Source organism: Streptomyces sp. AC602_WCS936 (assembly GCF_019049125.1).
In the GTDB taxonomy this organism is placed as follows: Bacteria; Actinomycetota; Actinomycetes; order Streptomycetales; family Streptomycetaceae; genus Streptomyces.
Map to the genome: position 1 here is coordinate 23367 of NZ_JAGMUF010000018.1, position 26948 is coordinate 50314.

General features: G+C 69.8%; 24 protein-coding genes. 8 read left to right on the forward strand and 16 right to left on the reverse strand.

The genetic code is table 11. The features are described from left to right. Nucleotides 1-35 precede the first annotated feature (35 nt). Nucleotides 36-494: an N-acetyltransferase gene (locus tag KUM03_RS08345; protein WP_217246385.1), complete on the forward strand. Its 459-nt coding sequence runs from the start codon at nucleotides 36-38 to the stop codon at nucleotides 492-494. 27 nt (nucleotides 495-521) lie between these two features. Here the strand turns inward: KUM03_RS08345 and KUM03_RS08350 are convergent, their stop codons facing one another. The 3 genes from KUM03_RS08350 to KUM03_RS38175 all read right to left on the reverse strand — a co-directional run bounded on the left by KUM03_RS08350 (nucleotide 522) and on the right by KUM03_RS38175 (nucleotide 2133). Continuing rightward, nucleotides 522-1124, reverse strand: a complete 603-nt coding sequence (locus tag KUM03_RS08350; protein WP_217246386.1) for a Uma2 family endonuclease — start codon at nucleotides 1122-1124, stop codon at nucleotides 522-524. 62 nt (nucleotides 1125-1186) lie between these two features. Then, nucleotides 1187-1924: an ATP-binding protein gene (locus KUM03_RS08355; protein WP_217246387.1), complete on the reverse strand. Its 738-nt coding sequence runs from the start codon at nucleotides 1922-1924 to the stop codon at nucleotides 1187-1189. Continuing rightward, nucleotides 1921-2133 carry a hypothetical protein gene (locus KUM03_RS38175; protein WP_254399028.1) on the reverse strand — a complete coding sequence of 71 codons (213 nt, stop codon included), beginning with the start codon at nucleotides 2131-2133 and terminating at the stop codon, nucleotides 1921-1923. Before KUM03_RS38175 ends, KUM03_RS08355 begins: the two co-directional genes overlap by 4 nt. Nucleotides 2134-2504: 371 nt before the next feature. Here KUM03_RS38175 and KUM03_RS08365 point away from each other — a divergent pair, with 371 nt between their 5' ends. Next, complete coding sequence (locus KUM03_RS08365) at nucleotides 2505-3347, forward strand: helix-turn-helix transcriptional regulator (protein WP_254399038.1); 843 nt, start codon at nucleotides 2505-2507, stop codon at nucleotides 3345-3347. Beyond that, a complete protein-coding gene (locus tag KUM03_RS08370; protein ID WP_217246389.1) occupies nucleotides 3344-3544 on the forward strand; it encodes a DUF397 domain-containing protein in 201 nt (66 codons plus the stop codon). Before KUM03_RS08365 ends, KUM03_RS08370 begins: the two co-directional genes overlap by 4 nt. A gap of 318 nt (nucleotides 3545-3862) precedes the next feature. Here KUM03_RS08370 and galK read toward each other — a convergent pair whose 3' ends face one another. The 3 genes from galK to galT are packed head-to-tail and all read right to left on the reverse strand — an operon-like array spanning nucleotide 3863 to nucleotide 7073. After that, complete coding sequence (gene galK, locus KUM03_RS08375; RefSeq protein WP_217246390.1) at nucleotides 3863-5026, reverse strand: galactokinase; 1164 nt, start codon at nucleotides 5024-5026, stop codon at nucleotides 3863-3865. 23 nt (nucleotides 5027-5049) lie between these two features. Continuing rightward, a complete protein-coding gene (gene galE, locus KUM03_RS08380; protein WP_217246391.1) occupies nucleotides 5050-6015 on the reverse strand; it encodes a UDP-glucose 4-epimerase GalE in 966 nt (321 codons plus the stop codon). Further along, a complete protein-coding gene (gene galT / locus KUM03_RS08385) occupies nucleotides 6012-7073 on the reverse strand; it encodes a galactose-1-phosphate uridylyltransferase (RefSeq protein WP_217246392.1) in 1062 nt (353 codons plus the stop codon). Before galT ends, galE begins: the two co-directional genes overlap by 4 nt. 178 nt (nucleotides 7074-7251) lie before the next feature. On the opposite strand from galT, the gene KUM03_RS08390 reads away from it, so the two are divergent. Next, nucleotides 7252-8931 (forward strand): sodium:solute symporter family protein, encoded by a 1680-nt coding sequence (locus tag KUM03_RS08390; protein WP_217246393.1) that lies wholly within the window; start codon nucleotides 7252-7254, stop codon nucleotides 8929-8931. A 21-nt stretch (nucleotides 8932-8952) separates the two neighbouring features. After that, entirely contained in the window at nucleotides 8953-9267 is a 315-nt protein-coding gene (locus KUM03_RS08395) for a hypothetical protein (protein WP_217246394.1), read from the forward strand. A 345-nt stretch (nucleotides 9268-9612) separates the two neighbouring features. On the opposite strand, the gene KUM03_RS08400 is transcribed toward KUM03_RS08395, so the two are convergent. The 4 genes from KUM03_RS08400 to KUM03_RS08415 form a co-directional block, all read right to left on the reverse strand. Further along, nucleotides 9613-10287 carry a response regulator transcription factor gene (locus KUM03_RS08400; RefSeq protein ID WP_217246395.1) on the reverse strand — a complete coding sequence of 225 codons (675 nt, stop codon included), beginning with the start codon at nucleotides 10285-10287 and terminating at the stop codon, nucleotides 9613-9615. Nucleotides 10288-10469: 182 nt separating this feature from the next. Continuing rightward, nucleotides 10470-12332 carry a PQQ-binding-like beta-propeller repeat protein gene (locus KUM03_RS08405; protein ID WP_217246396.1) on the reverse strand — a complete coding sequence of 621 codons (1863 nt, stop codon included), beginning with the start codon at nucleotides 12330-12332 and terminating at the stop codon, nucleotides 10470-10472. 55 nt (nucleotides 12333-12387) lie between these two features. Beyond that, the gene (locus tag KUM03_RS08410; RefSeq protein WP_217246397.1) at nucleotides 12388-14247 is read right to left on the reverse strand and encodes a PQQ-binding-like beta-propeller repeat protein; all 1860 of its coding nucleotides are present in this window, start codon (nucleotides 14245-14247) and stop codon (nucleotides 12388-12390) included. A gap of 239 nt (nucleotides 14248-14486) precedes the next feature. Further along, entirely contained in the window at nucleotides 14487-16301 is a 1815-nt protein-coding gene (locus KUM03_RS08415; RefSeq protein ID WP_217246398.1) for an ABC-F family ATP-binding cassette domain-containing protein, read from the reverse strand. 155 nt (nucleotides 16302-16456) lie between these two features. Here KUM03_RS08415 and KUM03_RS08420 point away from each other — a divergent pair, with 155 nt between their 5' ends. Further along, nucleotides 16457-17050, forward strand: coding sequence for a Uma2 family endonuclease (locus tag KUM03_RS08420; RefSeq protein ID WP_217246399.1), 594 nt, complete (start codon nucleotides 16457-16459; stop codon nucleotides 17048-17050). A gap of 3 nt (nucleotides 17051-17053) precedes the next feature. Here the strand turns inward: KUM03_RS08420 and KUM03_RS08425 are convergent, their stop codons facing one another. The 6 genes from KUM03_RS08425 to rsmI all read right to left on the reverse strand — a co-directional run bounded on the left by KUM03_RS08425 (nucleotide 17054) and on the right by rsmI (nucleotide 22707). Further along, nucleotides 17054-17947: a 4-(cytidine 5'-diphospho)-2-C-methyl-D-erythritol kinase gene (locus KUM03_RS08425; protein WP_217246400.1), complete on the reverse strand. Its 894-nt coding sequence runs from the start codon at nucleotides 17945-17947 to the stop codon at nucleotides 17054-17056. 7 nt (nucleotides 17948-17954) lie between these two features. Further along, nucleotides 17955-18830, reverse strand: a complete 876-nt coding sequence (gene rsmA, locus KUM03_RS08430) for a 16S rRNA (adenine(1518)-N(6)/adenine(1519)-N(6))-dimethyltransferase RsmA (RefSeq protein ID WP_217246401.1) — start codon at nucleotides 18828-18830, stop codon at nucleotides 17955-17957. Between the two features lie 57 nt (nucleotides 18831-18887). Beyond that, nucleotides 18888-20174, reverse strand: coding sequence for a ubiquitin-like domain-containing protein (locus tag KUM03_RS08435; protein WP_308406281.1), 1287 nt, complete (start codon nucleotides 20172-20174; stop codon nucleotides 18888-18890). Nucleotides 20175-20297: 123 nt separating this feature from the next. Further along, nucleotides 20298-21188, reverse strand: coding sequence for a TatD family hydrolase (locus KUM03_RS08440; RefSeq protein ID WP_217246403.1), 891 nt, complete (start codon nucleotides 21186-21188; stop codon nucleotides 20298-20300). A gap of 41 nt (nucleotides 21189-21229) precedes the next feature. After that, nucleotides 21230-21694 carry a hypothetical protein gene (locus KUM03_RS08445; protein WP_217246404.1) on the reverse strand — a complete coding sequence of 155 codons (465 nt, stop codon included), beginning with the start codon at nucleotides 21692-21694 and terminating at the stop codon, nucleotides 21230-21232. 167 nt (nucleotides 21695-21861) lie between these two features. Further along, nucleotides 21862-22707: a 16S rRNA (cytidine(1402)-2'-O)-methyltransferase gene (gene rsmI / locus KUM03_RS08450; protein WP_217246405.1), complete on the reverse strand. Its 846-nt coding sequence runs from the start codon at nucleotides 22705-22707 to the stop codon at nucleotides 21862-21864. Between the two features lie 82 nt (nucleotides 22708-22789). On the opposite strand from rsmI, the gene KUM03_RS08455 reads away from it, so the two are divergent. Then, nucleotides 22790-24535, forward strand: coding sequence for a dolichyl-phosphate-mannose--protein mannosyltransferase (locus tag KUM03_RS08455; RefSeq protein WP_217246406.1), 1746 nt, complete (start codon nucleotides 22790-22792; stop codon nucleotides 24533-24535). Nucleotides 24536-24881: 346 nt separating this feature from the next. Next, nucleotides 24882-26939 carry a restriction endonuclease gene (locus KUM03_RS08460; RefSeq protein WP_217246407.1) on the forward strand — a complete coding sequence of 686 codons (2058 nt, stop codon included), beginning with the start codon at nucleotides 24882-24884 and terminating at the stop codon, nucleotides 26937-26939. The last annotated feature ends 9 nt before the right edge of the window (nucleotides 26940-26948 follow it).

Genomic DNA, 26948 nt, shown 5'->3' on the forward strand with positions numbered 1-26948 from the left:
AAGGCTATTTGCAGAACTGACAGCCCGACGCGTTTATGGTGAGCCGCATGTTTCGTCTCGTGACAGAAGTGGACAGGACACGGCGCGATCTGCTGCGCACCCGCCTCCGGGAGACGAACACGACGGCCTCCTCCGTCCTGCGCTCCTTGCGCGGAACGCCTCACGAACGCGAACACCCCCTGCACGTCTGGGCCCTCGACCAGTCGTCCGGCACCCTGGCCGGCGGCCTCGTCGGCCACACCTGGGCGACCTGGCTGCACGTGACGTACCTGTGGGTCGACGACCCCCACCGCGGCACGGGTCTGGGCTCCGCCCTCCTCACCGAGGCGGAACGGACGGCCCACCACGAACGGGGCTGCGCGGCGGCCCGCGTGGAGACGTGGGACTTCCAGGCGCCGGACTTCTACCGGAAGCAGGGGTACGAGGTGGTGTGCGTGATCCCGGACTATCCGCCGGGGGTCACGGAGTACACGCTGGTGAAGCGGTTGGGGTGAGCGGGGCGGAACTTGCGGGGCTGGGTGTCACTCGGACTCCGGCTCCCCCATGTCCTTCGCGCTGTAGCGGGGCAGTCCGGCCGTCTCGACGGTCCAGGTACCGAGCTCCGTGACGAGGGTGACCGCCTTGCCGTACAGGAGGTGCAGCCGGTTCTCGTAGGCGGGCCGCCCCTCGCTCCGGCCGACGCCCCACTGGTAGGTCCAGGTGCCGTCGCGCGGGTCGAGGATCAGGTAGTGGGGGATGCCCATGGCTGGGTAGTCGCGGCTCTTGTCGTGGTAGTCGTTGTCGGGGTTGGAAGGGGAGACGATCTCGATCGCCAGGACGATCTCGTGGGGGTCGAGGGGGTCGTCGGTCTGCATGGCGTCGCCGGAACAGACGAGGATGTCCGGAATCCGCAGCGTGCCGAGGGACGCGTCGTCGATGTCGGTCGCCTCGAACGCGAACAATCCCTCGGGAACCTGAGCATCGAGCTGCCGGGACACCAGCTTCGCGGTGAGCTGGTGGCGGGGCCGCGGGCTCATCATCATCACAAGCTGCCCGTTACTGATCTCGGGCCAGGCGAAGCCCGGCGGCGGAGTCATACGATCACGGCGGTGGCGCAGTCGCCGGTACAGGGTCTCCTGAGTCATGGGTCCTCCCGGCCTCCAGTATGAAGGCGCCGGTCTTGCACTGCGGGCGCGCGTCGCCCCACTCACCCCGCACCGACCGAGACGTCCGCCGCGGGCCCGACGGCGACCTCGGCCCAGACCGTAAGGCCGCCTCCACCCGTCCGCCGCGTTCCCCACCATCCCGCCAGCGCATCGGTGATCAACAGACCTCGCCCGCGTTCACACTCCGCCTCGGCCGCAGTGGCCGACGGCGTACCCCCGCTCCCGCCGCTGTCGGTCACCCCGACCGTGACCACATCGGCGGTGAGAGCGCAGGCGATCGTGACGGTACGGCTGTCGCTGTGCTCCAGTGCGTTGGCGACCAGTTCGCCGGCGATGATCACCAGGTCGTCGGTCACGTCGGCCGACAGTCCCCACGACCGGCACGTGTCACGGACGTAGTGCCGCGCGACCCGGGCGGAGGCGAGGTCCCTGCCGGGCAGGGCCAGCCGACCGCACGCAGACGGCGTCGACGACGACCTGTCCACCGGCCTCCCGTCTCCACAGGGGCACCCGCCCCGGGCCCCGGCGATGAACAGCGCGTCCGCAAGCGCGTCCGCCAACTGCCCCGCCAGGGAGCGAAGCTCCCTGCTCCCTGGCCGCGGCCCCTCCAACAGTTCCCGCGCCCGCCCGAGCAGCCGCTCCCCCAGCCCGAGTTGCACCGCCTCCACGTGGTCGGTGATTCGGGAGACCGGCCCGTCGCCGTCCGTGATGAGCAACGCGGGCCGACCGTGACCGCCGGCCCCGGGCAGGAGGCGTACGCGGCTCGTCCCGTCGCTCATGACGCCACCGCCGGGCGGGCGTGGATGTCACGGGTGTCGAGGTCGACGCCGTAGGTGGCACACCAGAGGATGTCGCGGCGCAGGCGCTGGATACGGGCCTTCTCGTCGCGCTCGTACGCGGTGAGGTAGGGGCGGACGAGGGGGGTGGAGCTGCCGTCGATGGGGGCGTGCCAGTGGCGGACAGTGGGTGCGAGGACCGGACGCGCCACGGTTCTGTGCGCCTGCGACCTTCGCGGGACGCGGTGCCGGCCTGGACGCGGCCGGGCACCTTCTGCCCTGTGACGCCCGGACGGCGCAAGGAGCAGTCGCGACCAATTGACGAGCCTCCTGCACAGACAACCCATCATGACTCCCTTGGACGAGTGGGTACCTCCGACAGGTAAGCTGTCATTGAATTTCAATCCTTTCGACTCAGACAGTTGAACTTCCCCTCGAAATGGTGAACTTCTCGGTCGAAGCCGGGATGCGCTGGACGCCACGTAGGCTTCTGACGCCGCTTCGGACGAGAGGCCGGTGACGACGACAGGCAGTAGGAGACGGAACGGTGACCGTACGAGGATCAGCCGGGCCTGCGGGGCGTATGCAGATCGCCCGTGGACTCAAGGCACTTCGCAGCCGGGCCGACCTCACCCAGTCCGAGGTGGCCAGACGAGCGGGAGTGTCCGTGGGAACGGTCAACCGCTACGAGACCTGGCAGGATCGCGCCAAGCTCAGGCTCCCCACGGTCAGAGCGATCGCCGATGCGTGCGGCGCCTCCCCCGATGAACTGGACACGTTGGTCCGACTCGTCCGCAACCAGGAGAACGGCTGGTGGATGGAGCACCCGGCAGTGCCGGAGGTCATGGACCCGCTGATGTCCTTCGAGGACGTGGCCGAGTACGAGCACGTTTTCGCGAACACGCTCGTGCCAGGCCTGCTACAGACCAGGCGTTACGCCCTCGCACTGCACGAGGCGCAGGACGTTCGCACCGAAGTCGACGTGATCGCGGCCAAAGTGGACGCTCGCGTCAAGCGCCAGGCGATTCTGAATCGCTCGCCCGCCCTGCATCTGTGGGTGGTCCTCGATGACGCGGTTCTCAGGCGACGAGTTGGCGGCGCCGACGTCATGGCCGAGCAGATCGATCATCTGACCGTCATGGCGCAGCGCCCCAATGTGGACATCCAGATTCTTCCGTTCGCATCGGGTGCCCACGCGGCAGGCTCCGGGGGGCACTTCCTTGTCCTCGGCCGCGACGACGAAGAGAACCCGCTCAGCAGTATGAATGTGGTCTACCTGGAACTGCACAGGCGTGGTCTCTATCTCGACGCTCCTGTCGATGTGCAGAACTACAAACTCATGTTTGACTACCTGCGATCGCAGGCGGCCGACACCTCGGCCAGCCTCGAACTGCTGACCGCAGCAAGACAGGAGCCGACTTCATGAACAAGACACCAACCGCAGGTCGGCTCGGTGCCGGAGACTGGCTCAAGAGTAGCTACAGCGCGGCGAACAACGAGTGCGTCGAGGTGAGACTCAGCGGCCCGGCCGTCGCCGTCCGCGACTCGAAGGCACCCTCCCACGGCGTCTTGTCCGTGCCACGCCCTGCCTTCATGGCTTTCGTCGAAGAACTGAAGCAGTAACCCCGAACGAGGGCGTCACCCACCGTACGGACCGGCTCCGCCCCAGTGCACTCGAGCATCTGCACGAGGCGGCCGAGCGCTCGGCCATTGTCAGGAGCCCAACGATGGCTCGCCCTTGAACGGGCGCCCACAGTCGCCAGTACGTCGCCGAGGGCAGCGACGACGTAAGCGTGTCCCCTGAGCCACTTGCCCGCGTTCACGGCTGGCTCCCGGTGGGACGAGGGTTCTCACGAGTGAGGCAACGCTATCGACCGGGCCTGGCGAGGGGGTAGTTGGGTTTGCGTCAGCGCCGCCCTGCCGTGAACCGCCCCGAGGCCGTCACCCCACCCGCCGCGCCCCCGCCGAAGGCACCGCCTCGAAGACCCGGGGTGCGGTGAAGGAAGCCGCCGCGAAGGCCTCCTCCACCGCCTTCGTGATGGCGTCCACGTCGGCGGCCTCCGCCAGCACGATCGCCGAGCCGCCGAAGCCGCCGCCGGTCATGCGGGCGCCGAGGGCGCCGGAGGCGAGGGATGTGTCGACGGCGAGGTCGAGTTCGGGGCAGGAGATGCGGAAGTCGTCGCGCAAGGAGGCGTGGCCCTCGACCAGGACGCGGCCGATGGCGCGGGTGTCGCCGGACTCGAGGAGCGCCACCACCCGCTCGACGCGCTCGTCCTCCGTGACGACGTGCCGGACCAGGCGGCGGACCTCCTCGTCGTCGGCCAGGCGTTCCAGCGCCGCGTCGAGTTCGGCGTACGGGACGTCCCGCAGGGCGTCCACGCCCAGCAGCGCCGCGCCCTTCTCGCAGCCGGCGCGGCGCTTGCCGTACTCGCCCTCGCTGTGGGAGTGCTTGACCTGCGTGTCCACGACGAGCAGGCGCATGCCCTCGGCCGCGAGGTCGAAGGGGATCTGGCGCTGGGAGAGGTCCCGGGTGTCGAGGAAGAGGGCGTGGCCCGCTTCGCAGCAGGCGGAGGCGGTCTGGTCCATGATGCCGACGGGGGCGCCGACGTAGACGTTCTCCGCGCGCTGGCACAGGCGGGCCAGCTGCCAGCCGCGCAGGCCGAGGGAGTAGAGGTCGTTCAGGGCGAGGGCGACCACGACCTCCAGGGCCGCCGAGGAGGAGAGGCCCGCGCCGGACGGGACCGTGGAGGCCAGGTGGATGTCGGCGCCGGTCAGCTCGTGGCCGGCCTCGCGCAGTGCCCAGACCACGCCCGAGGGGTACGCGGTCCAGGACTTGTCCGACTCGGGGGTCAGGTCGGCGACGCGTAGTTCGACGACACCGGCGTCGATGTCCGCCGAGTGCAGGCGCAGGATGCCGTCGTCCCGGCGGGAGACGGCCACGACCGCGGTGTGCGGCAGGGCGAAGGGCATGACGAAGCCGTCGTTGTAGTCGGTGTGTTCGCCGATGAGGTTGACGCGGCCGGGGGCCGCCCAGATTCCTTCGGGCTCCGTCCCGTACAGCTCCCGGAACCGCTCGCCGACGGCCTTCGCCACAGCCTCGTCCATGCCCTGCCCCTCGCTCTTCCCGATTACTGGCCCGCGCACCGCTGCGCGAACTCCCACGCGTCCGCCACGATGCCCGCGAGATCCGCGCGGGACGGGTTCCAGCCCAGCTTCTCCTTGGCGGTGTCCGCCGACGCCACCAGGACCGCCGGGTCGCCGCCCCGGCGCGGGGCCACGATCTCGGGGATCGGGTGGCCCGTCACCCGGCGGACGGTCTCGACGACCTCGCGGACGGAGAAGCCGTTGCCGTTGCCCAGGTTGCAGATGAGGTGCTCGCCCGGGACGGCGGCCGTCACGGCCAGCAGGTGCGCCTCGGCCAGGTCGGCGACGTGGATGTAGTCGCGTACGCAGGTGCCGTCCGGCGTCGGGTAGTCGTCGCCGAAGACGGAGATCGCGTCGCGCCTGCCCTGGGCGACCTGGAGGACCAGGGGGATCAGGTGGGACTCGGGGTCGTGGCGCTCGCCGTACTCGCCGTACGCGCCCGCGACGTTGAAGTAGCGCAGCGACACCGCGCCCAGGCCGTGGGCCGCCGCCTCGCCGCTGATCATGTGGTCGACGGCGAGCTTGGAGGCGCCGTACGGGTTCGTGGGCTTCGTCGGCGCGGTCTCGACGATCGGGACCTGCTCCGGCTCGCCGTACGTGGCGGCCGTGGAGGAGAAGACGAGGCGGCGGACGCCCGCCGTGCGCATGGCCTCCAGCAGGGCCATGGTGCCGCCGACGTTGTTGTCCCAGTACTTCTCGGGCTTCACGACGGACTCGCCGACCTGGGAGAAGGCGGCGAAGTGCAGCACGCCGTCGTACGACGCGTCCAGCCACTTCGCGGCGTCGCGGATGTCCCCCTCGACGAAGGTGGCACCCGACGGCACGCCCTCCCGGAAGCCCGTCGACAGGTTGTCGAGGACGACGACCTCGTGGCCCGCCTCCAGCAGATGCTGGGCGACCACGCTGCCGACATAGCCGGCCCCGCCCGTCACCAGGTACTTCCCGCTCATGAACTCGCTACCTCTCGCAGTCGCTCGGCCGCGCGCTCCGGGGGCACGTCGTTGATGAACACGTCCATGCCGGACTCGGAGCCCGCGAGGAACTTCAGCTTGCCGGACGTACGGCGGATAGTGAAAAGTTCCAGGTGGAGCGCGAAGTCGTCCCGCGCCACGCCCTCGAAGTCCTCCAGCTGTCCGAACGGGGCCTGGTGCCAGGCCGCGATGTACGGCGTCGGAGGCTCACCCTCCCCGAAGATCCGGTCGAAGCGCCTCAAGAGTTCCAGATAGACCTGTGGGAACTCCGCGCGGGCCGCCTCGTCGAGCCCGAGCAGGTCGGGCACCCGCCGCTTGGGGTAGAGGTGCACCTCGTACGGCCAGTGCGCGGAGTACGGCACGAAGGCCGCCCAGTGTTCGCCCTCCAGGACGACCCGCTCACCGGCCAGTTCCTCCTCCAGTACGGCGTCGAAAAGGTTCTCGCCGCCGGTCGCGTCCTTGTGCGCGGCGAGCGAACGGAGCATCTGCGCGGTGCGGGGCGTGGTGAAGGGGTAGGCGTAGATCTGGCCGTGCGGGTGACCCAGCGTCACCCCGATCTCGGCGCCCCGGTTCTCGAAGCAGAAGACCTGTTCCACGGAGGGCAGATGCGACAGCTCCGAGGTGCGGTCGGTCCAGGCGTCGAGGACGAGCCGGGCCTGCTCCTCGCTCAGGTCGGCGAAGGAGGCGTCGTGGTCGGAGGTGAAGCAGACGACCTCGCAGCGGCCGGAGTCACCGGCCAGCGAGGGGAAGCGGTTCTCGAAGACCACCACGTCGTACGACGAGTCCGGGATCTCGCTCAGCCGCTCCCCGTGGGACGGGCACAGCGGGCACTGGTCGGCGGGCGGGTGGTAGGTGCGGCCCTGGCGGTGCGAGGCGATGGCGACCGAGTCACCGAGCAGCGGGTCGCGGCGGACCTCGGAGGTGGTGACGGTCCGCTCCAGCGGGCGCCGGTCCACGGCGTCGCGCACCGCGTCGTCGTGCAGGTCGTAGTAGACGAGCTCGCGACCGTCGGCCAGCCGGGTCGAGGTCTTCTTCACAGCCGCACTCCTCCGTACCCACACCCAATCATCCAACACAATCAAACATAACACTTCACAACCTACCAGCACCCCGATCATCACAATCGAACAAAGAACACCACCAAAACTGTTCAATTTCTGAACGCGGAGGCGTAGGTTCCGCTGCGGATCAGTTCGCGCAACGAAGCGAGTTCGTATGCATACCCCCACATACCTAGCCGCGGAGCTTCGACTCCCCACCAACTGGCTCGACTACACGATCCTCGGGATCTACTTCGTCGTCGTGCTCGGCATCGGCTTCGCCGCCCGCCGGTCGGTCAAGACCAGCCTGGACTTCTTCCTGTCCGGCCGCTCGCTGCCCGCCTGGGTCACCGGCCTCGCCTTCGTCGCGGCCAACCTGGGCGCCACCGAGATCCTCGGCATGGCCGCCAACAGCGCCCAGTACGGCGTCTACACGACCCACTGGTACTGGATCGGCGCCATCCCGGCGATGGTCTTCCTGGGCCTGGTGATGATGCCGTTCTACTACGGCTCCAAGGTGCGCTCGGTCCCGGAGTTCCTGCTCCTGCGCTTCGACAGGTCCTCACACCTGCTGAGTTCGATCCTGTTCGCCGTCGCGGCCATCCTGATCGCCGGCGTGAACCTCTACGCCCTCGCGATCGTCGTCGAGGCGCTGCTGGGCTGGCCGCAGTGGGTGGCCATCGTGGTCGCCGGCTTCTTCGTCCTCGCCTACATCACCCTCGGCGGCCTCTCCTCGGCCATCTACAACGAGGTCCTTCAGTTCTTCGTGATCCTGGCCGGCCTCATCCCGATCACGATCCTGGGCCTGAAGAAGGTCGGCGGCTGGGACGGCCTGTCCGACTCCCTCACCCAGTCCCGCGGCGGCGACTTCATGACCGCCTGGGGCGGCACGGGCATCGGCAGCGACAACCCGCTGGGCGCCAACTGGCTCACCATCGTCCTCGGCCTCGGCTTCGTCCTCTCCTTCGGCTACTGGACGACGAACTTCGCCGAGGTGCAGCGCGCCCTGTCCGCGAAGAACCTCTCGGCGGCCCAGCGCACCCCGCTCATCGCCGCCTTCCCGAAGATCTTCATCGTCTTCGTCGTCATGATCCCGGGCCTCGTCGCCGCGGTCCTCGTCCCCAAGATCGGCACGCCCGGCTCGGACCTCCAGTACAACGACGCGATCCCGTACCTGATGCAGCAACTGCTGCCCAACGGCGTCCTCGGCATCGCGGTGACCGGCCTCCTGGCCGCCTTCATGGCCGGCATGGCGGCGAACGTGTCGTCCTTCAACACGGTCTTCACCACCGACATCTGGGCGCGGTACGTCGTGAAGGACCGGGAGGACGACTACTACGTCCGCTTCGGCCGCCTGATCACGGTGATCGGCGTCCTCGCCTCCATCGGCACGGCGTTCCTGGCCTCGTCGTTCTCCAACATCATGAGCTACCTCCAGACGCTCTTCTCCTTCTTCAACGTGCCGATGTTCGTGGTCTTCATCATCGGCATGTTCTGGAAGCGGGCGTCCATGAAGTCCGGCTTCTGGGGCCTGATCGCGGGCACCACGGCCGCGATGGTGAACTACTTCGTCATCTACAAGCAGGGCATCATCGACATCCCCTCCGACCAGGGCGCCAACTTCGTCTCCGCGATCGCGGGCTTCGTGGCCGGCGCGGTGGTCATGGTCGCCGTGTCCCTGTTCACCGCGCCGAAGCCGGCCGCCGAGCTCCAGGGTCTGGTGTACGGCACGACGTCCCCCGGCATGGCCGAGGCGCCCGCCAAGGGCGACGACGCGTGGTATCGCAAGCCGGCGCTGCTGGGCTGGGGTGCGGTCGTGCTGGCCGCCGCCTGCTACATCCCGTTCTCGTTCTGATCGCGGGAGGATTGAGAGAGCATGTCCGATTCCAACTCCTACTCCGACAAGAACCTCCGGGACGAGGTCTCCGAGCTGGAGACCAAGTCCACGACTGCCGCGCGGCTGTTCGACATCCGTCGGATCATCGGCGGGCTGTTCGTGGTCTACGGCGTCATCGTGACGATCGCGGGCTTCGTGGCGTCCGACGACGAGATCGACAAGGCGCAGGGGGTGAACATCAACCTGTGGACCGGGCTGGGGATGCTGGTGCTGGGGCTGTTCTTCCTGGCGTGGCTGAAACTGCGGCCCACGGCTCCGCCGACTCCGCCGCTGGAGGAGACCGCAGAGAAATGACGCCGGTCCCGTGAACGCCGGTTCCCTTGACCGGCGTTCACGGGCACCCGGCGTGGGTGTGGGCGTCGGGGGTGGGTCGCGCAGCCCGGCGTAGCGGGGTGCCGCTGCGCCCACCCGTGCCGCCCCAGCGGCACGACTGCCCGCAGCTACGGCGGGACAGCCGCGTACGGCGGAAGGGGACGTGTCGGGGGGTGTCCGCCCGCAGCGGTTGGCGCGTCCGCGCCGTTCAGCCCCGTAGCCGACCGATTCCGCGCCGTTCCGAGGACGGACACCCCCCCGACGCGGCCCCGACCCACAGACCACACACCGCGCGCTACCCGCACCCCCACCGACCAGCCACCCCGCTCAACCGCCGGAGGCAACCGCCCGGTCCAGCAACCCCGTCCGCGCCGCCAGCGCCGCCGCCTCCAGTCTCGACCCCACGCCCAGCTTCATCAGCACCCGCTGCACATGCGTCCGCGCCGTGGACGGCGCGATCCCCATCCCCGCCGCGATCAGCCGGGTGTCCTCCCCCTCCGCGACCCGCACCAGCACCTCCACCTCCCTCGGCGTGAGCATCTGCAGCAGCCGCTGCCCCTCGTCGTCGGGCTGGGCCGCCGGGTTCAGCAGTTCGCCGAACGCACCCTGCAACAACGACGGCGCCACCGCCGCCTCCCCGGCACGCGCCTTCATGATGGCCCGCTCGACGCCCTCTATCCGCTCGTCGTGCCGCACGTACCCCGACGCCCCCGCCGCGAACGCCGCCGCGATCCCGCGAGGGTTCGGCACGGGCCCCAGTACCAGCACGGCCACCTGCGGACGCTCCCGCTTGATCCGCACCACCGGGTCGAAGATCCCCGGCTCGGCCGGTGTCGCCGTCCCCAGCAGGCACACCTCCGGCGCCCGGCTGATCACCAGCTCCGCCGCCCCCGCCGCCGGCGCCGCCGCGGCCAGCACTCGGTGCCCCCGCAGCTTCAACGCAGAGGCCAGCGCCTCGGCGAGCAATCGGTGATCGTCGACCACCATGAGCCGTACACCCATCGAGCAACCCCCCAGTCACCCTCCCCAGTCCCCCGGAAGCTACACGCTAGTGCCCCCGCGCGCTGCCCCTACCGGCAAGAACCGCCCCGGATCACCGAAAATCCATGCAACACACACCACGCAGCACGGCCCCGCCCCCCGGCAAGGGGACGGGGCCGTCCCGGGCCGCGGCGCCGCGCGTCTCAGCCGCTCGTGCCGAACGCGATCGCCAGGTACTCCTTGTCGTCCGCGCTGCTCGGCTCGCTCGCGTACACCTGCGACATGTACAGCCGGCCCTGCGAGTACCGGATCTCGGAGTAGTCCGGCGACATCCGGGCCTCCACGTTCCGCACCGCCTCGGTCGCCGGGTTCTCCATCAGCGTGGTCTGCTTGAACGTCCCGCCGTCGATGCTCACGATCTGGCCGCCCTTGTCGTACGGAGGGCGCTTGTACGCGATCACGTTGCCGCCGTCCATGCGCAGCGGGGTGATGGTGTAGCCGTCACCGGCGTCGGCGCGCTCGCCGGTCTGCTTGCCGGTGGTCAGGTCGAAGGCGACGACCTCGTTGGTGCGGCCGTAGGACTCGCCGCCGCTCTCGTGCTCCTCGGTCGCGATGTAGAGCCGGTTGTTGCCGACCGCCAGACCGCGGCAGTCCTCGACCTCGGTGATCGACTCGCAGCTGGCGCCGAACTCGTCACCCGGTGCGGAGATGCGGTTCAGGAGCTTGCCGGTCTTGTTGTCGATGGAGAAGAAGTCCGAGATACCGCTTCCGTCCCCGGCGGAGTCGCCGACGTCGGCGGCCACGACGAGGGGCTCGGTGGAGACGACGGCCGCGTACTCGATGCCCTTGGCCATCTTGTACTCGGAGATCACCTTCCCGCTCTTCGGGTCGATGGTCTGGATGTTCAGCTGCCGGGCGTCGTACGAACCGCACTTGCGCACCGCGACCAGCTTCTCGCCGCCGCCGTAGCCGGCGTCGTAGCAGGTGTCGGTGGCCTTCGGGGACCACAGCTCGTCACCGGTGGCGATGTCCCAGGCGATGCCGCCGTCGGTGCTGCCCGCGGCGACGGTTCCGCCGCTCAGGGTCACGTTGTCCAGGGACATCGGCCGTCCGCCCTTCTCGACGGACTTGGTCCACGCGGTCTTGCCCGCCGTCAGGTCGAGCACGGCGATCTCCGTGCAGGACTGCGGTTCGGTCTTGGTCGGCATGGCGGGCTTGTAGATGATCGCCGTCTTGTTGTCCTCGGTGATCCGGTGGCTGGCCTCGCACACCGGGCCGGGCAGGTCGATCGTCCAGACCTTGCTGCCCTTGTCCCGGTCGTAGCCGACGATCTCCGCGATGCCGGACTTGGCGTACACCTTGTCGGTGAGCCAGGAACCGGTGGTGGGGATGCTCGAGGTGTCCTTGGGGACGGCGGGCGCGGGGACCTGGAAGAGCACCTTGGAGGCCGGGTCCGAGGGCACCTTCTCCTCGCCGCCGGAGGACTCGCCGCCGGAGCCGCCCTTCTCGTCGGTGCCGCCGCCCTTGCCGCCGGAGCTCGCGGTGTCGTCCTTGCCGCCGTCGTCGCCGGAGGACTTGGCGTACCAGACGCCGCCGCCGACGATCAGCGCGATCGCGACGACGGCCGACACGATGATCGCCATCTGCGCGTTGATCTTCCGCTCCCCGCCGCCGCCCGGCCCGCCGGCCTGGGGCTGCATCGGCATGGTCGGCTGCCCCGGGTAGCCGTACCCCGGCTGACCGGGCTGACCCGGCTGCCCGTACGCGGGCGTCGGCTGACCGTACGGCCCCGGCTGCCCCGGGTAGCCGTACCCGGCAGGCGGCTGCGGCTGCGGCGGCGTCTGCGGATATCCGTACCCCGGCTGCGGCGCGGGCCCGGAGGGCGGGGCGGACGGAGCGGACGGGGGCGTCTGCGGATACCCGTACCCCGGCTCCGGCGTCTTGCCGAGGTTGGGCCCGCCGCCCGCGGGCGGGGTGGGCGGCTGCTGTGGCGGCTGGTTCTGCGGCGGGCCGAAACCGCCCCCCTGCGGGGGCTGGTTGGGCGGCGGGGGCGGCGGCTGGGTCATGACGTGGTTACCTCGTGGAGCGGGGACGGAGGACGGAACGCGCGGAGGAAGAAGGTCACTTGCCGAAGGCGAGCATCAACTTCTCCTTCGCTTCGTCGTTCCCGGTCAGGCGGGTGCTGGAGATGTAGAACCGCCCGTCGACCCAGTCGATGTCCTTGGAGTAGAAGCTGTTCTCGATGTCCGCCACGGCCTGCGGGTTCTGCAGCAGCTTGGCCGGCTTGTGGTCGCTGCCGCCGGTCGGGATCGACACGACCTGGCCGCCCGCGTCGTACGAGGGCTGGACGTACGCGATGAGCTGGTCGCCCTCGACCTTCATCGGCATCATCGACTCGTCCGCGGGGGACTTGGTCCGCCACTTCTCCTTGCCGGTGGTGAGGTTGATGGCGACGATCTCGTTGGCGCCGCTGGTGGCCTCGGTCGGCAGGTAGAGGGTGCCGCCTGCGACGGCGACGCCCGCGCAGCCCTGGAGGTCGCGTTCGAGGATCGCCCAGCCGCACTCGGGGGCGAAGTCCTCGTCGACGCCGACCTGTTCCTGGACCTTGCCGCCGGAGGTGAAGGTGGAGATGTTCCAGACCTTCTTGTCCTCGTTGGTGGCGTAGACGACCAGCGGGTCGACGGAGTAGGCGCGGGCGACCCGCCAGCCCTTCTCGTACTTGTAGGTCCACAGGACCTTGCCGGTCTTCGGGTCGAGACCCTGGAGCTCGTCGTGCGCGTTGTTGCCGCCGGCGCCGCAGGAGGCGACCTGGACCAGCTTGTTCGCGCTGCCCGCGAAACCGGCGGGGAAGCAGGCGTCGCCGTACTTCCTCTTGTCGTACAGCTTCTTGCCGCTGGTGACGTCGTACGCGGTGCCGGACTGGGATCGGGCGACCATCAGGGTGTTGCCGCTGAGGGTGAGCTCGACGGAGAGCGTGGTGTCGAACAGCTCGCCGTCCTCGACCTCCTCCGACCAGCCCTTCTTGCCGGTGGCGAGGTCGATCTCCTGGAGCTTGTTGCACTTGGCGCGGTCGCTGGAGCCGCTCATGTAGGCAACGACGATCTTGTCGTCGGCCGTCTTCTCCCGGGTGACCGCGCAGATCTTCTCCGGGAAGGTGATCGGGTCCCAGCTGGGCTTGCCGTCGCCGACGTTCCAGGCGAAGACCTGCTTGTACGCCGCCTTCACCGCGGCCTTGTCGGTGATCCACATGCCCTCGGCGTCGGCGCCGGAACCGGGGGCGTCGGGCGCCTCCTTGTACCAGAGCACCTTGGACTCACCGGCCTGGCGGCCCTCGTTGAGGTTCTCGGGGTCCTCGCCGCCGTCCCCGCTGCCGTCACCGGGGTTGACCGGGGCGCCGCCCTTGGAGCCGGAGGGCTTGGGGTCGTCGCTCTTGCCGGCGACGGGCTTCTTGTCCTTGTCGTCACCGCCGGCCGCGGTGACCGCCCACACGCCGCCGCCGATGACGAGCAGGGCGGCGACCGCGGCGCCGACCGCCAGGGCCGGCTTGCCCTTGAACGGGTTGCGGGAGCCGGAGCCGCCGGGCGGCGGGGTGCCGGGCGCGCCCGGGAACTGCGCCTGCGGGTAGCCGTACCCCGGCTGACCGGGTTGACCGGGTTGACCGGGTTGACCGGGCTGCCCGTACGGGCCGGGCTGCTGCGGCTGGCCGTACGGGCCGGAGTTGTACGGTCCGGGCTGGCCGTAGGGGCCCGGCTGGCCGGGCTGCCCCGGCTGCCCGTACGGTCCCGGCTGGCCGGGCTGCTGCTGCGGGTAGCCGTACCCCGGCTGCTGCGGCGGCGGACCGGACGGTGCGCCCTGCGGGGGCGGCGGCGTCTGGGGCTGCCCCTGCGGGGGCGGCGGGGTCGGTGCCCCGAAGCCTCCCGGCGGTGGGTCCTGCGGCGCTCCGAAGCCACCCTGCGGCGGCTGGTTGGGCGGCTGGCTCATCAGCGCGTTCCCCCTTATGACTCACTGATTTTTAGCCACGTTTCCGAGGTACGCGCTGGCCTCGGAGTCGTTTCACGGCAATCGTTCCGACAGTTCTCGGACGGCCTTTCTATCACCCGGTACGAAGCGCACACCGGGCCGCGTCCGCCCCTGTTCCCAAGGGAGGACCGGCCCGTGATGCCTCTGTTACTCGCCTTCACGTCCTCTTCACGCCGTGCGCGCCCCCCGCGCGCAGCGCGTCAGGCGTCCTCGGCCAGTTCCAGCCAGCGCATCTCCAGGTCCTCGCGCTGACCTGCCAGTTCCCGCAGCTCGGCGTCGAGTTCGGCCACCTTCGCGAAGTCGGTGGCGTTCTCGGCGATCCGTGCGTGCAGCTTGGTCTCCTTCTCGGAGACCTTGTCCAGCTGCCGCTCGATCTTCTGGAGTTCCTTCTTGGCGGCGCGCACGTCGGCGGCGCTCTTCTCGGGCACGGCGGTGGCCGGCTTCGCCGCCGCGGCCGGGGCGCTCGCCGCGGCGGCCTCCTCCATCCGCTTCCGCCGCTCCAGGTACTCGTCGATGCCGCGCGGCAGCATCCGCAGGGCGCCGTCACCGAGGAGGGCGAAGACCCGGTCGGTGGTCCGCTCGATGAAGAAGCGGTCGTGGGAGATGACGATCATCGACCCGGGCCAGCCGTCGAGGACGTCCTCGAGCTGGGTCAGGGTCTCGATGTCGAGGTCGTTGGTGGGCTCGTCGAGGAAGAGGACGTTGGGCTCGTCCATCAGCAGCCGCAGCAGCTGCAGCCGCCGCCGCTCACCGCCGGAGAGGTCCCCGACCGGCGTCCACTGCTTCTCCTTGCCGAAGCCGAAGGTCTCGCACAGCTGCCCGGCGGTCATCTCCCGGCCCTTGCCGAGGTCGACGCGCTCGCGCACGCGCTGCACGGCCTCCAGCACCCGCCAGTCGGGGTCGAGCTCGGCGACCTCCTGCGACAGGTAGGCCAGCTTGACGGTCCTGCCGACCCGCACCTGCCCGCCCGCCGGCTGCTCCTCGCCCTCGCTGCGGGCGGCCTGCGCCATCGCCCGCAGCAGGGAGGTCTTGCCGGCGCCGTTGACACCGACCAGGCCGATGCGGTCGCCGGGGCCGAGCTGCCAGGTGACGTGCTTGAGCAGCACCTTGGGGCCGGCCTGGACGGTCACGTCCTCCAGGTCGAACACGGTCTTGCCGAGCCGCGACGAGGCGAACTTCATCAGCTCGCTGCTGTCGCGGGGCGGGGGCACGTCGGCGATCAGCTCGTTGGCGGCCTCGACGCGGAAGCGCGGCTTGGAGGTGCGGGCGGGGGCGCCGCGCCGCAGCCAGGCCAGTTCCTTGCGGACGAGGTTCTGCCGCTTGGTCTCCTCGGTGGCGGCGATGCGCTCGCGTTCGGCGCGGGCGAAGACGTAGTCGGAGTAGCCGCCCTCGTACTCGTAGACGTCGCCGCGCTGCACGTCCCACATGCGGGTGCAGACCTGGTCGAGGAACCACCGGTCGTGGGTGACGCAGACGAGCGCCGAGCGCCGCTCGCGCAGGTGCTGGGCGAGCCAGGCGATGCCCTCGACGTCGAGGTGGTTGGTGGGCTCGTCGAGGACGATCAGGTCCTGTTCCTCGATGAGCAGCTTGGCCAGCGCGATCCGGCGCCGCTCGCCGCCGGAGAGCGGCCCGATGACGGTGTCCAGCCCCTGCGGGAAGCCCGGCATGTCCAGCCCGCCGAACAGTCCGGTCAGTACGTCGCGGACCTTGGCGTTGCCCGCCCACTCGTGGTCGGCCATGTCGCCGATGACCTCGTGGCGGACGGTCGCCTCGGGGTCGAGGGAGTCGTGCTGGGTGAGGACGCCGAGACGCAGCCCGCCGGAGTGGGTGACGCGTCCGGTGTCGGGCTCCTCCAGCCTGGCCAGCATCCGGATCATGGTCGTCTTGCCGTCGCCGTTGCGGCCGACGACACCGATGCGGTCCCCTTCGGAGACGCCGAGGGACACGCCGTCGAGGAGTGCACGGGTGCCGTACACCTTGCTGACGTTCTCGACATTGACCAGGTTGACGGCCATTTCTCTCCTGCCTGGGGGACGATCAGCCTTCAAGCGTAGGCCCTCCCGGGGGTGGGGTGGGGCGTGCGGGGGTGGTCACTCTTTGTGGTGACGTGTGTCGCTGCGCCCGGCTACCGTGGGGAGCAGGCAGCAGGATCCCGTCCATGGGAGGAACCATGACCGCCGAGTCCGTAGAGCACCACGTCTCGTGGCCGGTGCCGCCGCCGGCCGGATACACCGTGGACGACCTGTTCACGCTGCCGAATCTCCCGCCGCACACCGAGCTGATCGACGGGAGTCTGGTTTTCGTGAGTCCGCAGCGCCGTTTCCACGCGAATGTGATCGACCTGCTGGTCTGGGGGCTGCGCGCAGGATTGCCCGCCGAGTTCAAGGTCAGCCGGGAGATGACCACCATCCTCGACCGGCGCAACGGTCCGGAGCCCGACGTGAGCATCGTCCGTGCCGAGGCGGTCACCGGGCCGGCCCAGACGAGCTACCTGGCTGAAGACGTTCTCCTTGCCGTCGAGGTCGTCTCCCCGGACTCCGAGTCCCGCGACCGCACGACCAAACCCCAGAAGTACGCTGCCGCCGGCATCCCGAACTTCTGGCGCGTCGAGCAGGGCGGTACGGACGGCAGGCCGGTCATCCATGTCTACGAACTCGACCCGATGACCAAGGCTTATGTGCACATGGGCATGCACCGTGATCAGATCAAGGTCGAAAAGCCCTACGTGATCGACATCGACCTGACTGCCATCGACAACCTCTGACTCTCAGACCACCGTCGCCCCCGCCGCCGCCCCCACCGCGGTCCGCACGTCCCGGCACGTCCCCGACGCCCGCAGGACGCCCGCGATGTCGGAGGCCGACCCCGCGTCCGTGGCCAGGAAGGCCGTCGTCGGCCCCGAGCCCGAGACGATGGCCGCCAGCGCCCCCGCCGCCCGCCCCGCCGCGAGGGTGTCGCCCAGTTCCGGGAAGAGGGAGAGCGCGGCCGGTTGGAGGTCGTTGGAGACGGCCACGGCGAGCGCGGCCGGGTCGCCCTTGGCGAGGGCGTCGAGGACCGCCTGGTCGGCGACCGGCTCCGGAATGTCCAGGCCCTCCCCCAGCCGGTCGAACTCGCGGAAGACGGCCGGGGTCGACAGCCCCCGCGCCGCCAGTGCGAACACCCAGTGGAAGTCGCCACCGACCTCCAGCTCCGCCAGCTTCTCGCCCCGCCCGGTGCCCAGCGCCGCCCCGCCGACCAGGCTGAACGGCACGTCGCTGCCCAGCTCGGCGCAGATCTCCAGCAGCTCGTCGCGCGAGGCGCCGGTGCCCCAGAGGGCGTCGCAGGCGACCAGCGCGCCGGCGCAGTCCGCGCTGCCGCCCGCCATGCCGCCGGCGACGGGGATGTCCTTGGCGATGTGCAGGTGGACGTCGGGGGCGCGGCCGTACCGCTCGGCGAGGGCGAGTGCCGCGCGCGCCGCCAGGTTGGTGCGGTCCAGGGGGACCTGGTCGGCGTCCGGGCCCTCGCAGGTGACGCGGAGTTCAGCGGCGGGGGTGGCGGTGACCTCGTCGTACAGGGAGACCGCGAGGAAGACGTTGGCCAGGTCGTGGAAGCCGTCGGCGCGGGCGGCGCCGACCGCGAGCTGGACGTTGACCTTGGCGGGGACGCGGACCGTCACACTCACTTGCTCGTCACTCCTCGTGTTCGGCGTTACGACGCTCGGCGATACGCGCGAACTCTTCCACGGTCAGCGCCTCTCCGCGCGCCTGCGGCGACACGCCCGCGCCGACGAGGGCGGCCTCGGCTGCGGCGGCGGACCCCGCCCACCCGGAGAGCGCGGCCCGCAGCGTCTTGCGGCGCTGGGCGAACGCGGCGTCGACGACGGCGAACACCTCGCGCCGGGACGCGGTGGTCTTCAGCGGCTCGGTCCGCCGGACGAGTGACACCAGGCCGCTGTCGACGTTCGGCGCGGGCCAGAAGACGTTGCGGCCGATGGAGCCGGCCCGCTTGACCTCGGCGTACCAGTTGGCCTTCACGGAGGGGACGCCGTACACCTTGGAGCCGGGTCCGGCGGCGAGACGGTCGGCGACCTCCGCCTGGACCATGACGAGGGTCCGCTCGATGCTCGGGAAGGTCTCCAGCATGTGGAGGAGGACGGGCACGGCCACGTTGTACGGCAGGTTCGCGACCAGCGCGGTCGGGGCCGGGCCCGGCAGCTCCGTCACCTGCATGGCGTCGGAGTGGACGAGCGCGAACCGGTCGGCGCGCTCGGGCATCCGGGCGGCGACGGTGGCGGGCAGGGCGGCGGCGAGGACGTCGTCGATCTCGACGGCGGTGACCCGGTCGGCCGCCTCCAGCAGGGCCAGGGTGAGCGAGCCGAGACCCGGTCCCACCTCGACCACCACGTCGTCGGGGCGTACCTCGGCGGTGCGGACGATACGGCGGACCGTGTTGGCGTCGATGACGAAGTTCTGGCCGCGCTGCTTGGTGGGGCGTACGCCGAGGGCCGCCGCGAGTTCGCGGACGTCGGCGGGACCCAGGAGGGCGTCGGGGGTGGGGCTGCTCACCCCGCAAGGGTAGCCGGGGGCGGAGGCCGGGCCGGCCGGGTCGCCGCCGGTCGGCCGTCAGCCCCGCAGCCGGGCCCCGCAGTGCGGCCACGGACTGCTGCCGCTGCGCACGTACAGCTTCTTCGCCCGGTACGTCTGCTCGGCGGGCGTCGCGTCCTCGGGGCGTCCCTCGCCGCCGAGGCTGTGCCAGGTGTCGGCGTCGAACTGGTAGAGGCCCCCGTACGTCCCGGAGGGGTCGACGGCGTGCGGGCGGCCGCCCGACTCGCAGGCGGCGAGGGCCTGCCAGTTCAGGTGGTCGGCGCCCTGCACGGACGTGGGGCGGGCACGGGTGCCGACCCGGACGATCTGCGGGCGGGGTGCGCGCACCAGCTCGGTGCGCAGCTCGCGCGGTTTCTGCCGGACGCCGTTGACGGTGCGCAGAGCGTAGGTGGTCCGCCGCAGACCGGTCCGCCCGGCCTGCTGGACGACCTCGGTGCCCCGGTAGAGGGTCGGGTCCTCGGTCCGTCGTTCGGCGAAGGGGACCGGGTCCTCGCGGACCTCCCGGGAGCCGGTGATCCGCAGCACGGTGACGGTCTGCCCGTCGCGGGGGAAGCCGGTCCCCGGGACGGAGGTGGTGTCCTCGCCGCGCAGCGTGACCCCGGCCTGCTCGACGGCCTCGCGCACGGTCGCGGCGTTGGTGCGGATGGTGCGGGCCCGGCCGTCCGCCATGACGGTCACCACGCGCTCGGTGCGCACGTCCAGGGCGAGTCCCTCGCGTCCGATGCGCCGGGAGGCGGGGGCGGACAGGTACGCGCCCTGGGTGCGCACGCCGAGTTCCCGCAGCGCCCCCTCCACCGTCTCCGCCGTCGTCCACACCTGGCGGCGGCGGCCGTCGAGGGTGAGCAGGACGGGGCGTCCGTGGCGGACGGTGACCTCCTCCCCGCTGGTCAGGCCGGTGCCGGGGGCGGGTGTGATCACGTCGTGGGCGCCCACCTGGACGCCTTCCTCGGCGAGCAGTTCGGTGACGTCGTCGGCGAAGGTGTGCAGTGTGCGCGGGGTGCCGTCGACGGTCAGCTCGACCGCCTTGTCCTTGGCGACGAAGGCGGTGGTGCCGCCCGCGAGGAACGCCACGACCAGGGCGCGCGGCATCAGGCGGCGCAGGGAGCCGTCCGTGGGCGCGGGCCGGCGTTCCCGGCGCCGGCGTGCGGCCCGGCCGCCGTCGGGGGCGGGGGCCGGCACCGTCTCCGGGTGAGCGCCCTGCCGGGGCAGCGGAGGGCGGTAGGTGTCGCCGTACGGCAGGGTCGGCGCGCTGTGGACGTCGTACGGCGTCCGGGTCTCGTAGGTCTCGAACTGCGTTCCGCTCACGCCGACACGCTCCAGGGGTCCGGGGGTCCGGATCGGGCCCCCAGAACCTAGCGGAGCGTTGGTCACTCTCCAAAGCCGGGCGAGTACTCAGCGTGGCGAGTGGGCGGCCGTGGGCGTCCCGCCTCAGTAGCCGAAGGCGCGTGCGGTGTTCGCGGCCAGCGCGGTCGCCAGCGTGTCCTCGTCGACGCCCCGTACGGCGGCCATGGCACGCACCGTGACCGGGATCAGGTAGGGGGCGTTCGGCCGGCCCCGGTGGGGCACCGGCGTCAGGAACGGTGCGTCGGTCTCCACGAGGACCAGGTCCAGCGGGGCGACGGCTAGGGCGTCGCGGAGGTTCTGGGCGTTCTTGAAGGTGACGTTCCCGGCGAAGGACATGTAGTAGCCGGCGCTCGCGCAGATCTCGGCCATCTCGGCGCCGCCGGAGTAGCAGTGGAAGACGGTGCGCTCGGGGGCGCCCTCCTCCTTGAGGACGCGCAGGACGTCCGCGTGGGCGTCGCGGTCGTGGATGACCAGGGTCTTGCCGTGCCGCTTGGCGATCTCGATGTGGGCGCGGAAGGACCGCTCCTGCGCTTCCTTGCCCTCGGGGCCGGTGCGGAAGTAGTCCAGTCCCGTCTCGCCGACGCCCTTGACCTGCGGAAGCGCCGCGAGCCGGTCGATCTCGGCCAGCGCCTCATCGAGCGCCGCGTCCCCGCCGGGCTCGCGCGCTCCCTGCCGCGACCAGCCGTCGGGGTCGCCGTGGACGATGCGCGGCGCCTCGTTGGGGTGCAGGGCGACGGTGGCGTGCACGGCGTCGTGGGCCGCCGCCGTGTCGGCCGCCCAGCGGGAGCCGGCGAGGTCGCAGCCGACCTGGACGACGGTCGTGACGCCGACCGACGCGGCCTTGGCGAGGCCCTCCGCCACCGTGCCCGACTGCATGTCGAGGTGGGTGTGGGAGTCGGCGACCGGTACCCGCAGGGGCTCGGGCAGCGGCGGCGCGTCGTTCTGGTCGGAGCGGCCGGAGGCGTTCGAAGGCATGCCTCCGATCCTACGAAAGCCCCGGCCGGGTCCCGGCGGGGTCAGCTCGCCCTGCGGTGGAGGTGCAAGGAGTGCAGGAGGTCGCTCAGATGCCAGTGCCCGCGTCCGGCGGTCAGGCCCGGCGCGCCCGGCCCCGGCGCCTCGGGCACCACGTGGCCGGTCGGCACCTGCGGCACCTGGGGCACCTCCAGGGGCCCGGCGGGCGGCACCCGGTGGAGGCCGTGGGAGGCGCCGCGCACCGAGGCGACCCGCCCCGGCCGCATGATCCGCACGACGTGGTTGTCGCAGTTGGCGCAGGTCGGCCGGGTCAGCGGGGAGGGCACGACGCGGCCGTCGGCGACGTAGAGAACGAACTCGTGGCCGTCGGCGTCCCTGTGGTGCTCGATCTCGAACGACTGCTCCCAGCCGTGCCCGCAGCGCATGCAGGCGAACGAGTAGGACTCGTGGACGACGTCCGTAGCGCTCGCGCGCAGCCCCGTCCGCGCCGTGCTCTCACTGATGCCCATTCCGGCTCCTCCGCTCGCTCGGCGTTCTCGCTGCCGTCTCTTCCAGTGGACTCCCCCACCAGCGGAAAAGCACCGGATCTGCCGAGTGTTTGAGCCGATTTGGGACGCCCTTGGCGCAAGGCACCGAAAGGTCAGGAACGAGTCAAGCGTGGCCGAAATGGATCCCGTCACCCCGCGTTCTTCGCCGCCACCACCGCGTCGAACACCTCGCGCTTGGGCAGGCCCGCCTGCGCGGCGACCGCCGCGATGGCCTCCTTGCGCCGCTCCCCCGCCTCCTCGCGCACCCGCACCCGGCGCACCAGCTCCTCCGCGCCGACCTCCTCGGGGCCGTGGTCCGGGGCGCCCTCGACGACGACGGTGATCTCACCGCGCACGCCCTCCGCCGCCCACGCGGCCAGCTCGCCCAGCCCGCCGCGCCTGACCTCCTCGTACGTCTTGGTCAGCTCCCGGCAGACGGCGGCCCGCCGCTCGGCGCCGAACGCCTCGGCCATGTCGGCGAGCGTGTCGTCGAGGCGGTGCGGGGCCTCGAAATACACGAGGGTGCGGCGCTCCGCGGCCGCCTCGCGCAGCCGCGCCCGCCGCTCGCCGGCCTTGCGGGGCAGGAACCCCTCGAAGCAGAACCGGTCGACGGGCAGCCCGGACAGGGCGAGCGCGGTGAGCACGGCGGACGGACCGGGTACGGCGGTGACCCGGACGTCCCGCTCGACGGCGGCGGCGACCAGCCGGTAGCCGGGGTCGGAGACGGACGGCATCCCGGCGTCGGTCACCAGCAGCACGCGCGCGCCGCCCGCCAGCTCCTCGACCAGCTCCGGGGTGCGGGCGGACTCGTTGCCCTCGAAGTACGACACGACACGCCCGCGCGGGGCGACGCCGAGCGCCTGGGTGAGCCGGCGCAGCCGCCGGGTGTCCTCGGCGGCGACGACGTCGGCTCCGGCGAGTTCCTCGGCGAGCCGGGGCGGCGCGTCGCGCACGTCGCCGATGGGGGTGCCCGCCAGTACAAGGGTTCCAGTCACGTCCCCATCCTCCCAGCAACGCGTCGGGGCCGGTCCGGGGCATGCGCGGGACGTGCACAGCGCGGTTCCCTACGATGGCGCGGTGACCAGTACCGCGTCCTCCACGGACACCCGGCAGGACCAGGCGCCGCACGAGCAGCGGCCGGCCTGGCAGCAGCGGCTGCGCCGCTTCGGCTACCCGGCTCCGCCCGCGGCCGACGACGTCCGCGACCGGCTGGTGCCTCCGTACACGCGTCCGGGGCCGCGGCTGTGGGTCTTCCTCGGCCTGTCGAAGACGCGCGCCGAGCGGCTCGTGCGCTGGTCGGCGTGGGGCGGGCCGCTGCTGGTGGCGCTGTTCGCGGGGGTGCTGCGGTTCTGGAACCTGGGCAGCCCGAAGGCGGTGATATTCGACGAGACGTACTACGCCAAGGACGCGTGGGCGCTGATCCACCGCGGTTTCGAGGTCAACTGGGACAAGAACGCCAACGACCTGATCCTGAACTCCGGCGGCGACGTCCCGATCCCCACGGACGCGTCGTACGTCGTCCATCCGCCGGTCGGCAAGTACGTCATCGGTCTCGGCGAGCTGCTGTTCGGCTTCGACCCGTTCGGCTGGCGGTTCATGACGGCGCTGCTCGGCACCCTCTCGGTGCTGCTGCTGTGCCGGATCGGCCGGCGCCTGTTCCGCTCGACCTTCCTCGGGTGCCTGGCGGGCGCGCTGATGGCGGTGGACGGGCTGCACTTCGTGATGAGCCGCACCGCGCTGCTGGACAGCGTGCTGATGTTCTTCGTGCTGGCGGCCTTCGGCTGCCTGGTCGCCGACCGGGACTGGGCCCGGGGGAGACTCGCCGCCGCGCTGCCCGTGGACGCCGACGGCCGGGTCCGCCCGGACGCGGGCCTCGCGGAGACGTTCCGCTTCGGGTGGCGGCCGTGGCGGCTGGCGGCGGGGCTGATGCTGGGCCTGGCGGCGGCCACCAAGTGGAACGGCCTCTACATCATGGCGGCGTTCTGCGTGATGGCCGTGCTGTGGGACGTCGGCACCCGCCGGGTCGCGGGCGCCCACCGGCCGCACCTGTCGGTCCTCAAGTACGACCTGGGCTGGGCGTTCCTGTCGACGGTGCCGGTGGCGCTCGGCACCTACCTGCTGTCCTGGCTGGGCTGGATCCTCTCCCCCTCCGACGGCACCGGCGGCTACTACCGCGACTGGGCGGCGACCGACGGCAGGAACAGCTCCTGGTCGTGGCTCTTCCCGGACTGGTGGCGCAGCCTGTGGCACTACGAGACGCAGGTGCTGGAGTTCCACACCCACCTGACGTCGCCGCACACGTACCAGTCCAATCCGTGGAGCTGGATCGTGATGGGCCGCCCCGTCTCCTACTTCTACGAGTCGCCCTCACCGGGCTCGGACGGCTGCCCGGCCGACGCGGGCGAGAAGTGCGCCCGTGAGGTGCTGGCGCTGGGCACACCGCTGCTGTGGTGGGTGGGCTGCTTCGCGCTGCTGTACGTGCTGTGGCGCTGGGTCTTCCGCCGGGACTGGCGGGCGGGCGCCATCGCCTGCGGCATCGCGGCCGGCTACCTGCCGTGGTTCCTCTACCAGGAGCGCACGATCTTCGTCTTCTACGCGGTCGTCTTCGTGCCGTTCCTGTGCCTGGCGGTGGCGATGCTGCTGGGGGCGATCATCGGCCGACCGGGCTGCGGCGACACCCGGCGGGTCGCGGGGGCGACGGGCGCGGGCGTGCTGGTGCTGCTGATCGCCTGGAACTTCATCTACTTCTGGCCCATCTACACGGGCACGGCGATCCCGATGGAGGACTGGCGGGCGCGGATGTGGCTGGACACGTGGGTGTAGCCGGGGAGGCACGTCATGAAGGCGCGGCATCCTGCCGCGCCCTCATGGTCGTTGTTGGTCGTTGGCGGCCGTCGCTGGTCCCCCTCGGACGGCCCGGAGACGGCCCGTCGGTGGCCCCACAAATTCACAGCGGGCTCCCCTCAACCACTGCCCCCCATGATTGGCGCGTACCTGGACATACCAGCCGCATCCTCGACGCCGTCCGCCCTGCATGGTGGTCAGTTGGCGCTATCTGATACGGAATCATCGGATTGGGCTCCAACTGTCAGTCCAGCGCTCTAGCCTTCCAAGCGACACGAGTCGATCCCTGAAGGAGCTGCACGTGGCCCCGCATGCTGGAAGCCCTTTGAAGCCCTGGCGTGACCGCGCCAATACGCTTGGCTACATCTCTGGAGGCATCGAATCGCAGGCTTCCATGCTTCGGCAAATCCTTGGCCAGTTGCCGTGCAATGGCAAAACCTCTCTGATTTGGAAAAACCTGAAGGGGAAAGAAGTCTCAGCCCGTTGCGAGGAACTGTGCCGCAGTCAACTTTCCACTGCCGGTCTGGTCGTCCGCCGCGAGAAGGAAGGCCAATGGGCAGCGAGCGACTATTCAGCGCAGTGGCTCGAAAATCCCGAGCCAGAATCCTTGGTGATCCATTTCCACAACAATGTGAAGTTTATTGGTGAACTCCTTGAGGGCATCGGGGCGAACACTTCACAAACAGATCTTCTCAACCTTGCGCGGGACACTTACGGTTTGCCGTGGTCTAGCCTCGATCAAATCCGCCGACGCACAGGTTGGCTGCGGAGCCTAGGCATGCTGGAACTCTGGGGAACGCAGGTAGTGCGTACTCCATCAGGAGAAGCTCTGCTTAACCAGCTAGATTTGTGTCTACCTGAAGAGGCTAAAGGAGATGTGGCATATTCCGAGGAGGTCGCATCCGTAGATCCGGAGGTCATGCAGTACCTCTCTGACTCCTCAGGAATGGACCAGGATTCACTCCGGGGGCGGCGTCCACTGATTGGATATATCCCAAGAGGCACAAAATCGACAAGCCGGGATAGCGATGAGTCTTCGCTGTCTGCCTCTGAAGCCGTTCGAAACCTGATCTCACTTCTTGGTAACGGAATCACCATTGAGCACTTCCGTAACGCATGCGCCGAGCAACTGGGGATCACCCATTCATCTTTCCAGTCAACTTTGCATGCCTTGCGGCACATGGGCCTGATTGAACAGGTGGCGTTCAATGTGTTTGCGCCGACCGCGGACGCTCATTGGTTGACCGATGTCGGGAATGAGCAAGTCCTCGTTGCATACCTGCATTCGCGCTACTCGTTCTTCGGTGAGATTCTGAAGGTGATCGACGAGCCATCGACAACGACTAGCCTCACTACGCAAGCAAAGGAGCGTTTCGGGTACGCGCAAGCTTCCAATGGGGAGATTCGCCTGAGGTTGGGTTTTCTGCAAGATGCTGGCCTCGCAGAGCGCGTGGACTGGCAGAGGTTCCGCGTAACCGCCGCCGGAAAGGCTTTTTCTGATCTCCTGAGCTTGCAAATCGAATCAGCCACGACAGAGGGGCCCGTTGATAATCTGGCCCCTAAACAGGGCGAACCTCAGAGTTCTTCGATCCGCGAAATCGTCCATGACTTGCAAGAGTACGGAAAGGACGGAAACGAGAGCAAGGCGTTCGAAGAGGCGATCGCCCGAGCTTTTCAGTTTCTTGGGTTCCAGGCTGAACACCTCGGTGGACCGGGAAGAACAGACGTCCTCGCTGTGGCTCAACTGGCTCCTGGCGATGACTACCGCGTTATCATCGACGCCAAAAGCTCCGGCAGCGGAGTAGTGACTGAATCGAGTGTCAAATTCGATGCACTGCGTGACCATAAGCGGAAACATAAGGCAGATCACGCGGTAGTTATCGGGCCTGATTTCGCGACCCGCTTGAAGGACTGGGCGGTGGAAAACGGTGTCATCATGCTTCAAGTGGACGATCTCGTATCCGCCTTGAAGCGTCATGCGTGCAATCCGATTTCTCTGCGTGACATGCGGAGTGTATTGAGTCGAGCTGACGCCCATAGGGACGAGATGGCCGATCAATACGACGCTTCTGAGCGTCGATCTATGCTAATCGGAAAAATCTTGGCGCTTGCCTTCCAGGAAGCAGTCGATAACGACCCAATGGCATCTGGGTTCATCAGCGTAGAGAACTTCATTTATGCACTCCGAAAGGAGGTTACCCCCCGCCCAACAGCAGAGTCTGTGCAAGAGTGCTTGGACTTCCTTTCCAGTCCACTTGTTTCCGCCCTGGAGGAAAATAAAGGTCGCTATAAACTAGCTGACTCGCCTCACAATGCAGCCACCAGGTTGCGCGGAATCGGCGCTTCTCTAGTCTCAGAGTCAAGGGATATTATGGCCGAGTAGCCAGCGTTT

What these genes read in the sequence shown, in the direction of transcription:
- KUM03_RS08350 (WP_217246386.1), bottom strand. Translation starts at nt 1,124, where the DNA reads ATGACTCAGGAGACCCTGTACCGGCGACTGCGCCACCGCCGTGATCGT.
- KUM03_RS08445 (WP_217246404.1), bottom strand. Translation starts at nt 21,694, where the DNA reads ATGGGCATCAGTGAGAGCACGGCGCGGACGGGGCTGCGCGCGAGCGCT.
- KUM03_RS08345 (WP_217246385.1), top strand. Translation starts at nt 36, where the DNA reads ATGGTGAGCCGCATGTTTCGTCTCGTGACAGAAGTGGACAGGACACGG.
- KUM03_RS08420 (WP_217246399.1), top strand. Translation starts at nt 16,457, where the DNA reads ATGACCGCCGAGTCCGTAGAGCACCACGTCTCGTGGCCGGTGCCGCCG.
- KUM03_RS08400 (WP_217246395.1), bottom strand. Translation starts at nt 10,287, where the DNA reads ATGGGTGTACGGCTCATGGTGGTCGACGATCACCGATTGCTCGCCGAG.
- KUM03_RS08395 (WP_217246394.1), top strand. Translation starts at nt 8,953, where the DNA reads ATGTCCGATTCCAACTCCTACTCCGACAAGAACCTCCGGGACGAGGTC.
- KUM03_RS08365 (WP_254399038.1), top strand. Translation starts at nt 2,505, where the DNA reads ATGCAGATCGCCCGTGGACTCAAGGCACTTCGCAGCCGGGCCGACCTC.
- KUM03_RS08390 (WP_217246393.1), top strand. Translation starts at nt 7,252, where the DNA reads ATGCATACCCCCACATACCTAGCCGCGGAGCTTCGACTCCCCACCAAC.
- KUM03_RS08355 (WP_217246387.1), bottom strand. Translation starts at nt 1,924, where the DNA reads ATGAGCGACGGGACGAGCCGCGTACGCCTCCTGCCCGGGGCCGGCGGT.
- KUM03_RS08410 (WP_217246397.1), bottom strand. Translation starts at nt 14,247, where the DNA reads ATGAGCCAGCCGCCCAACCAGCCGCCGCAGGGTGGCTTCGGAGCGCCG.
- KUM03_RS08440 (WP_217246403.1), bottom strand. Translation starts at nt 21,188, where the DNA reads ATGCCTTCGAACGCCTCCGGCCGCTCCGACCAGAACGACGCGCCGCCG.
- KUM03_RS08370 (WP_217246389.1), top strand. Translation starts at nt 3,344, where the DNA reads ATGAACAAGACACCAACCGCAGGTCGGCTCGGTGCCGGAGACTGGCTC.
- KUM03_RS08405 (WP_217246396.1), bottom strand. Translation starts at nt 12,332, where the DNA reads ATGACCCAGCCGCCGCCCCCGCCGCCCAACCAGCCCCCGCAGGGGGGC.
- KUM03_RS08415 (WP_217246398.1), bottom strand. Translation starts at nt 16,301, where the DNA reads ATGGCCGTCAACCTGGTCAATGTCGAGAACGTCAGCAAGGTGTACGGC.
- galK (WP_217246390.1), bottom strand. Translation starts at nt 5,026, where the DNA reads ATGGACGAGGCTGTGGCGAAGGCCGTCGGCGAGCGGTTCCGGGAGCTG.
- galE (WP_217246391.1), bottom strand. Translation starts at nt 6,015, where the DNA reads ATGAGCGGGAAGTACCTGGTGACGGGCGGGGCCGGCTATGTCGGCAGC.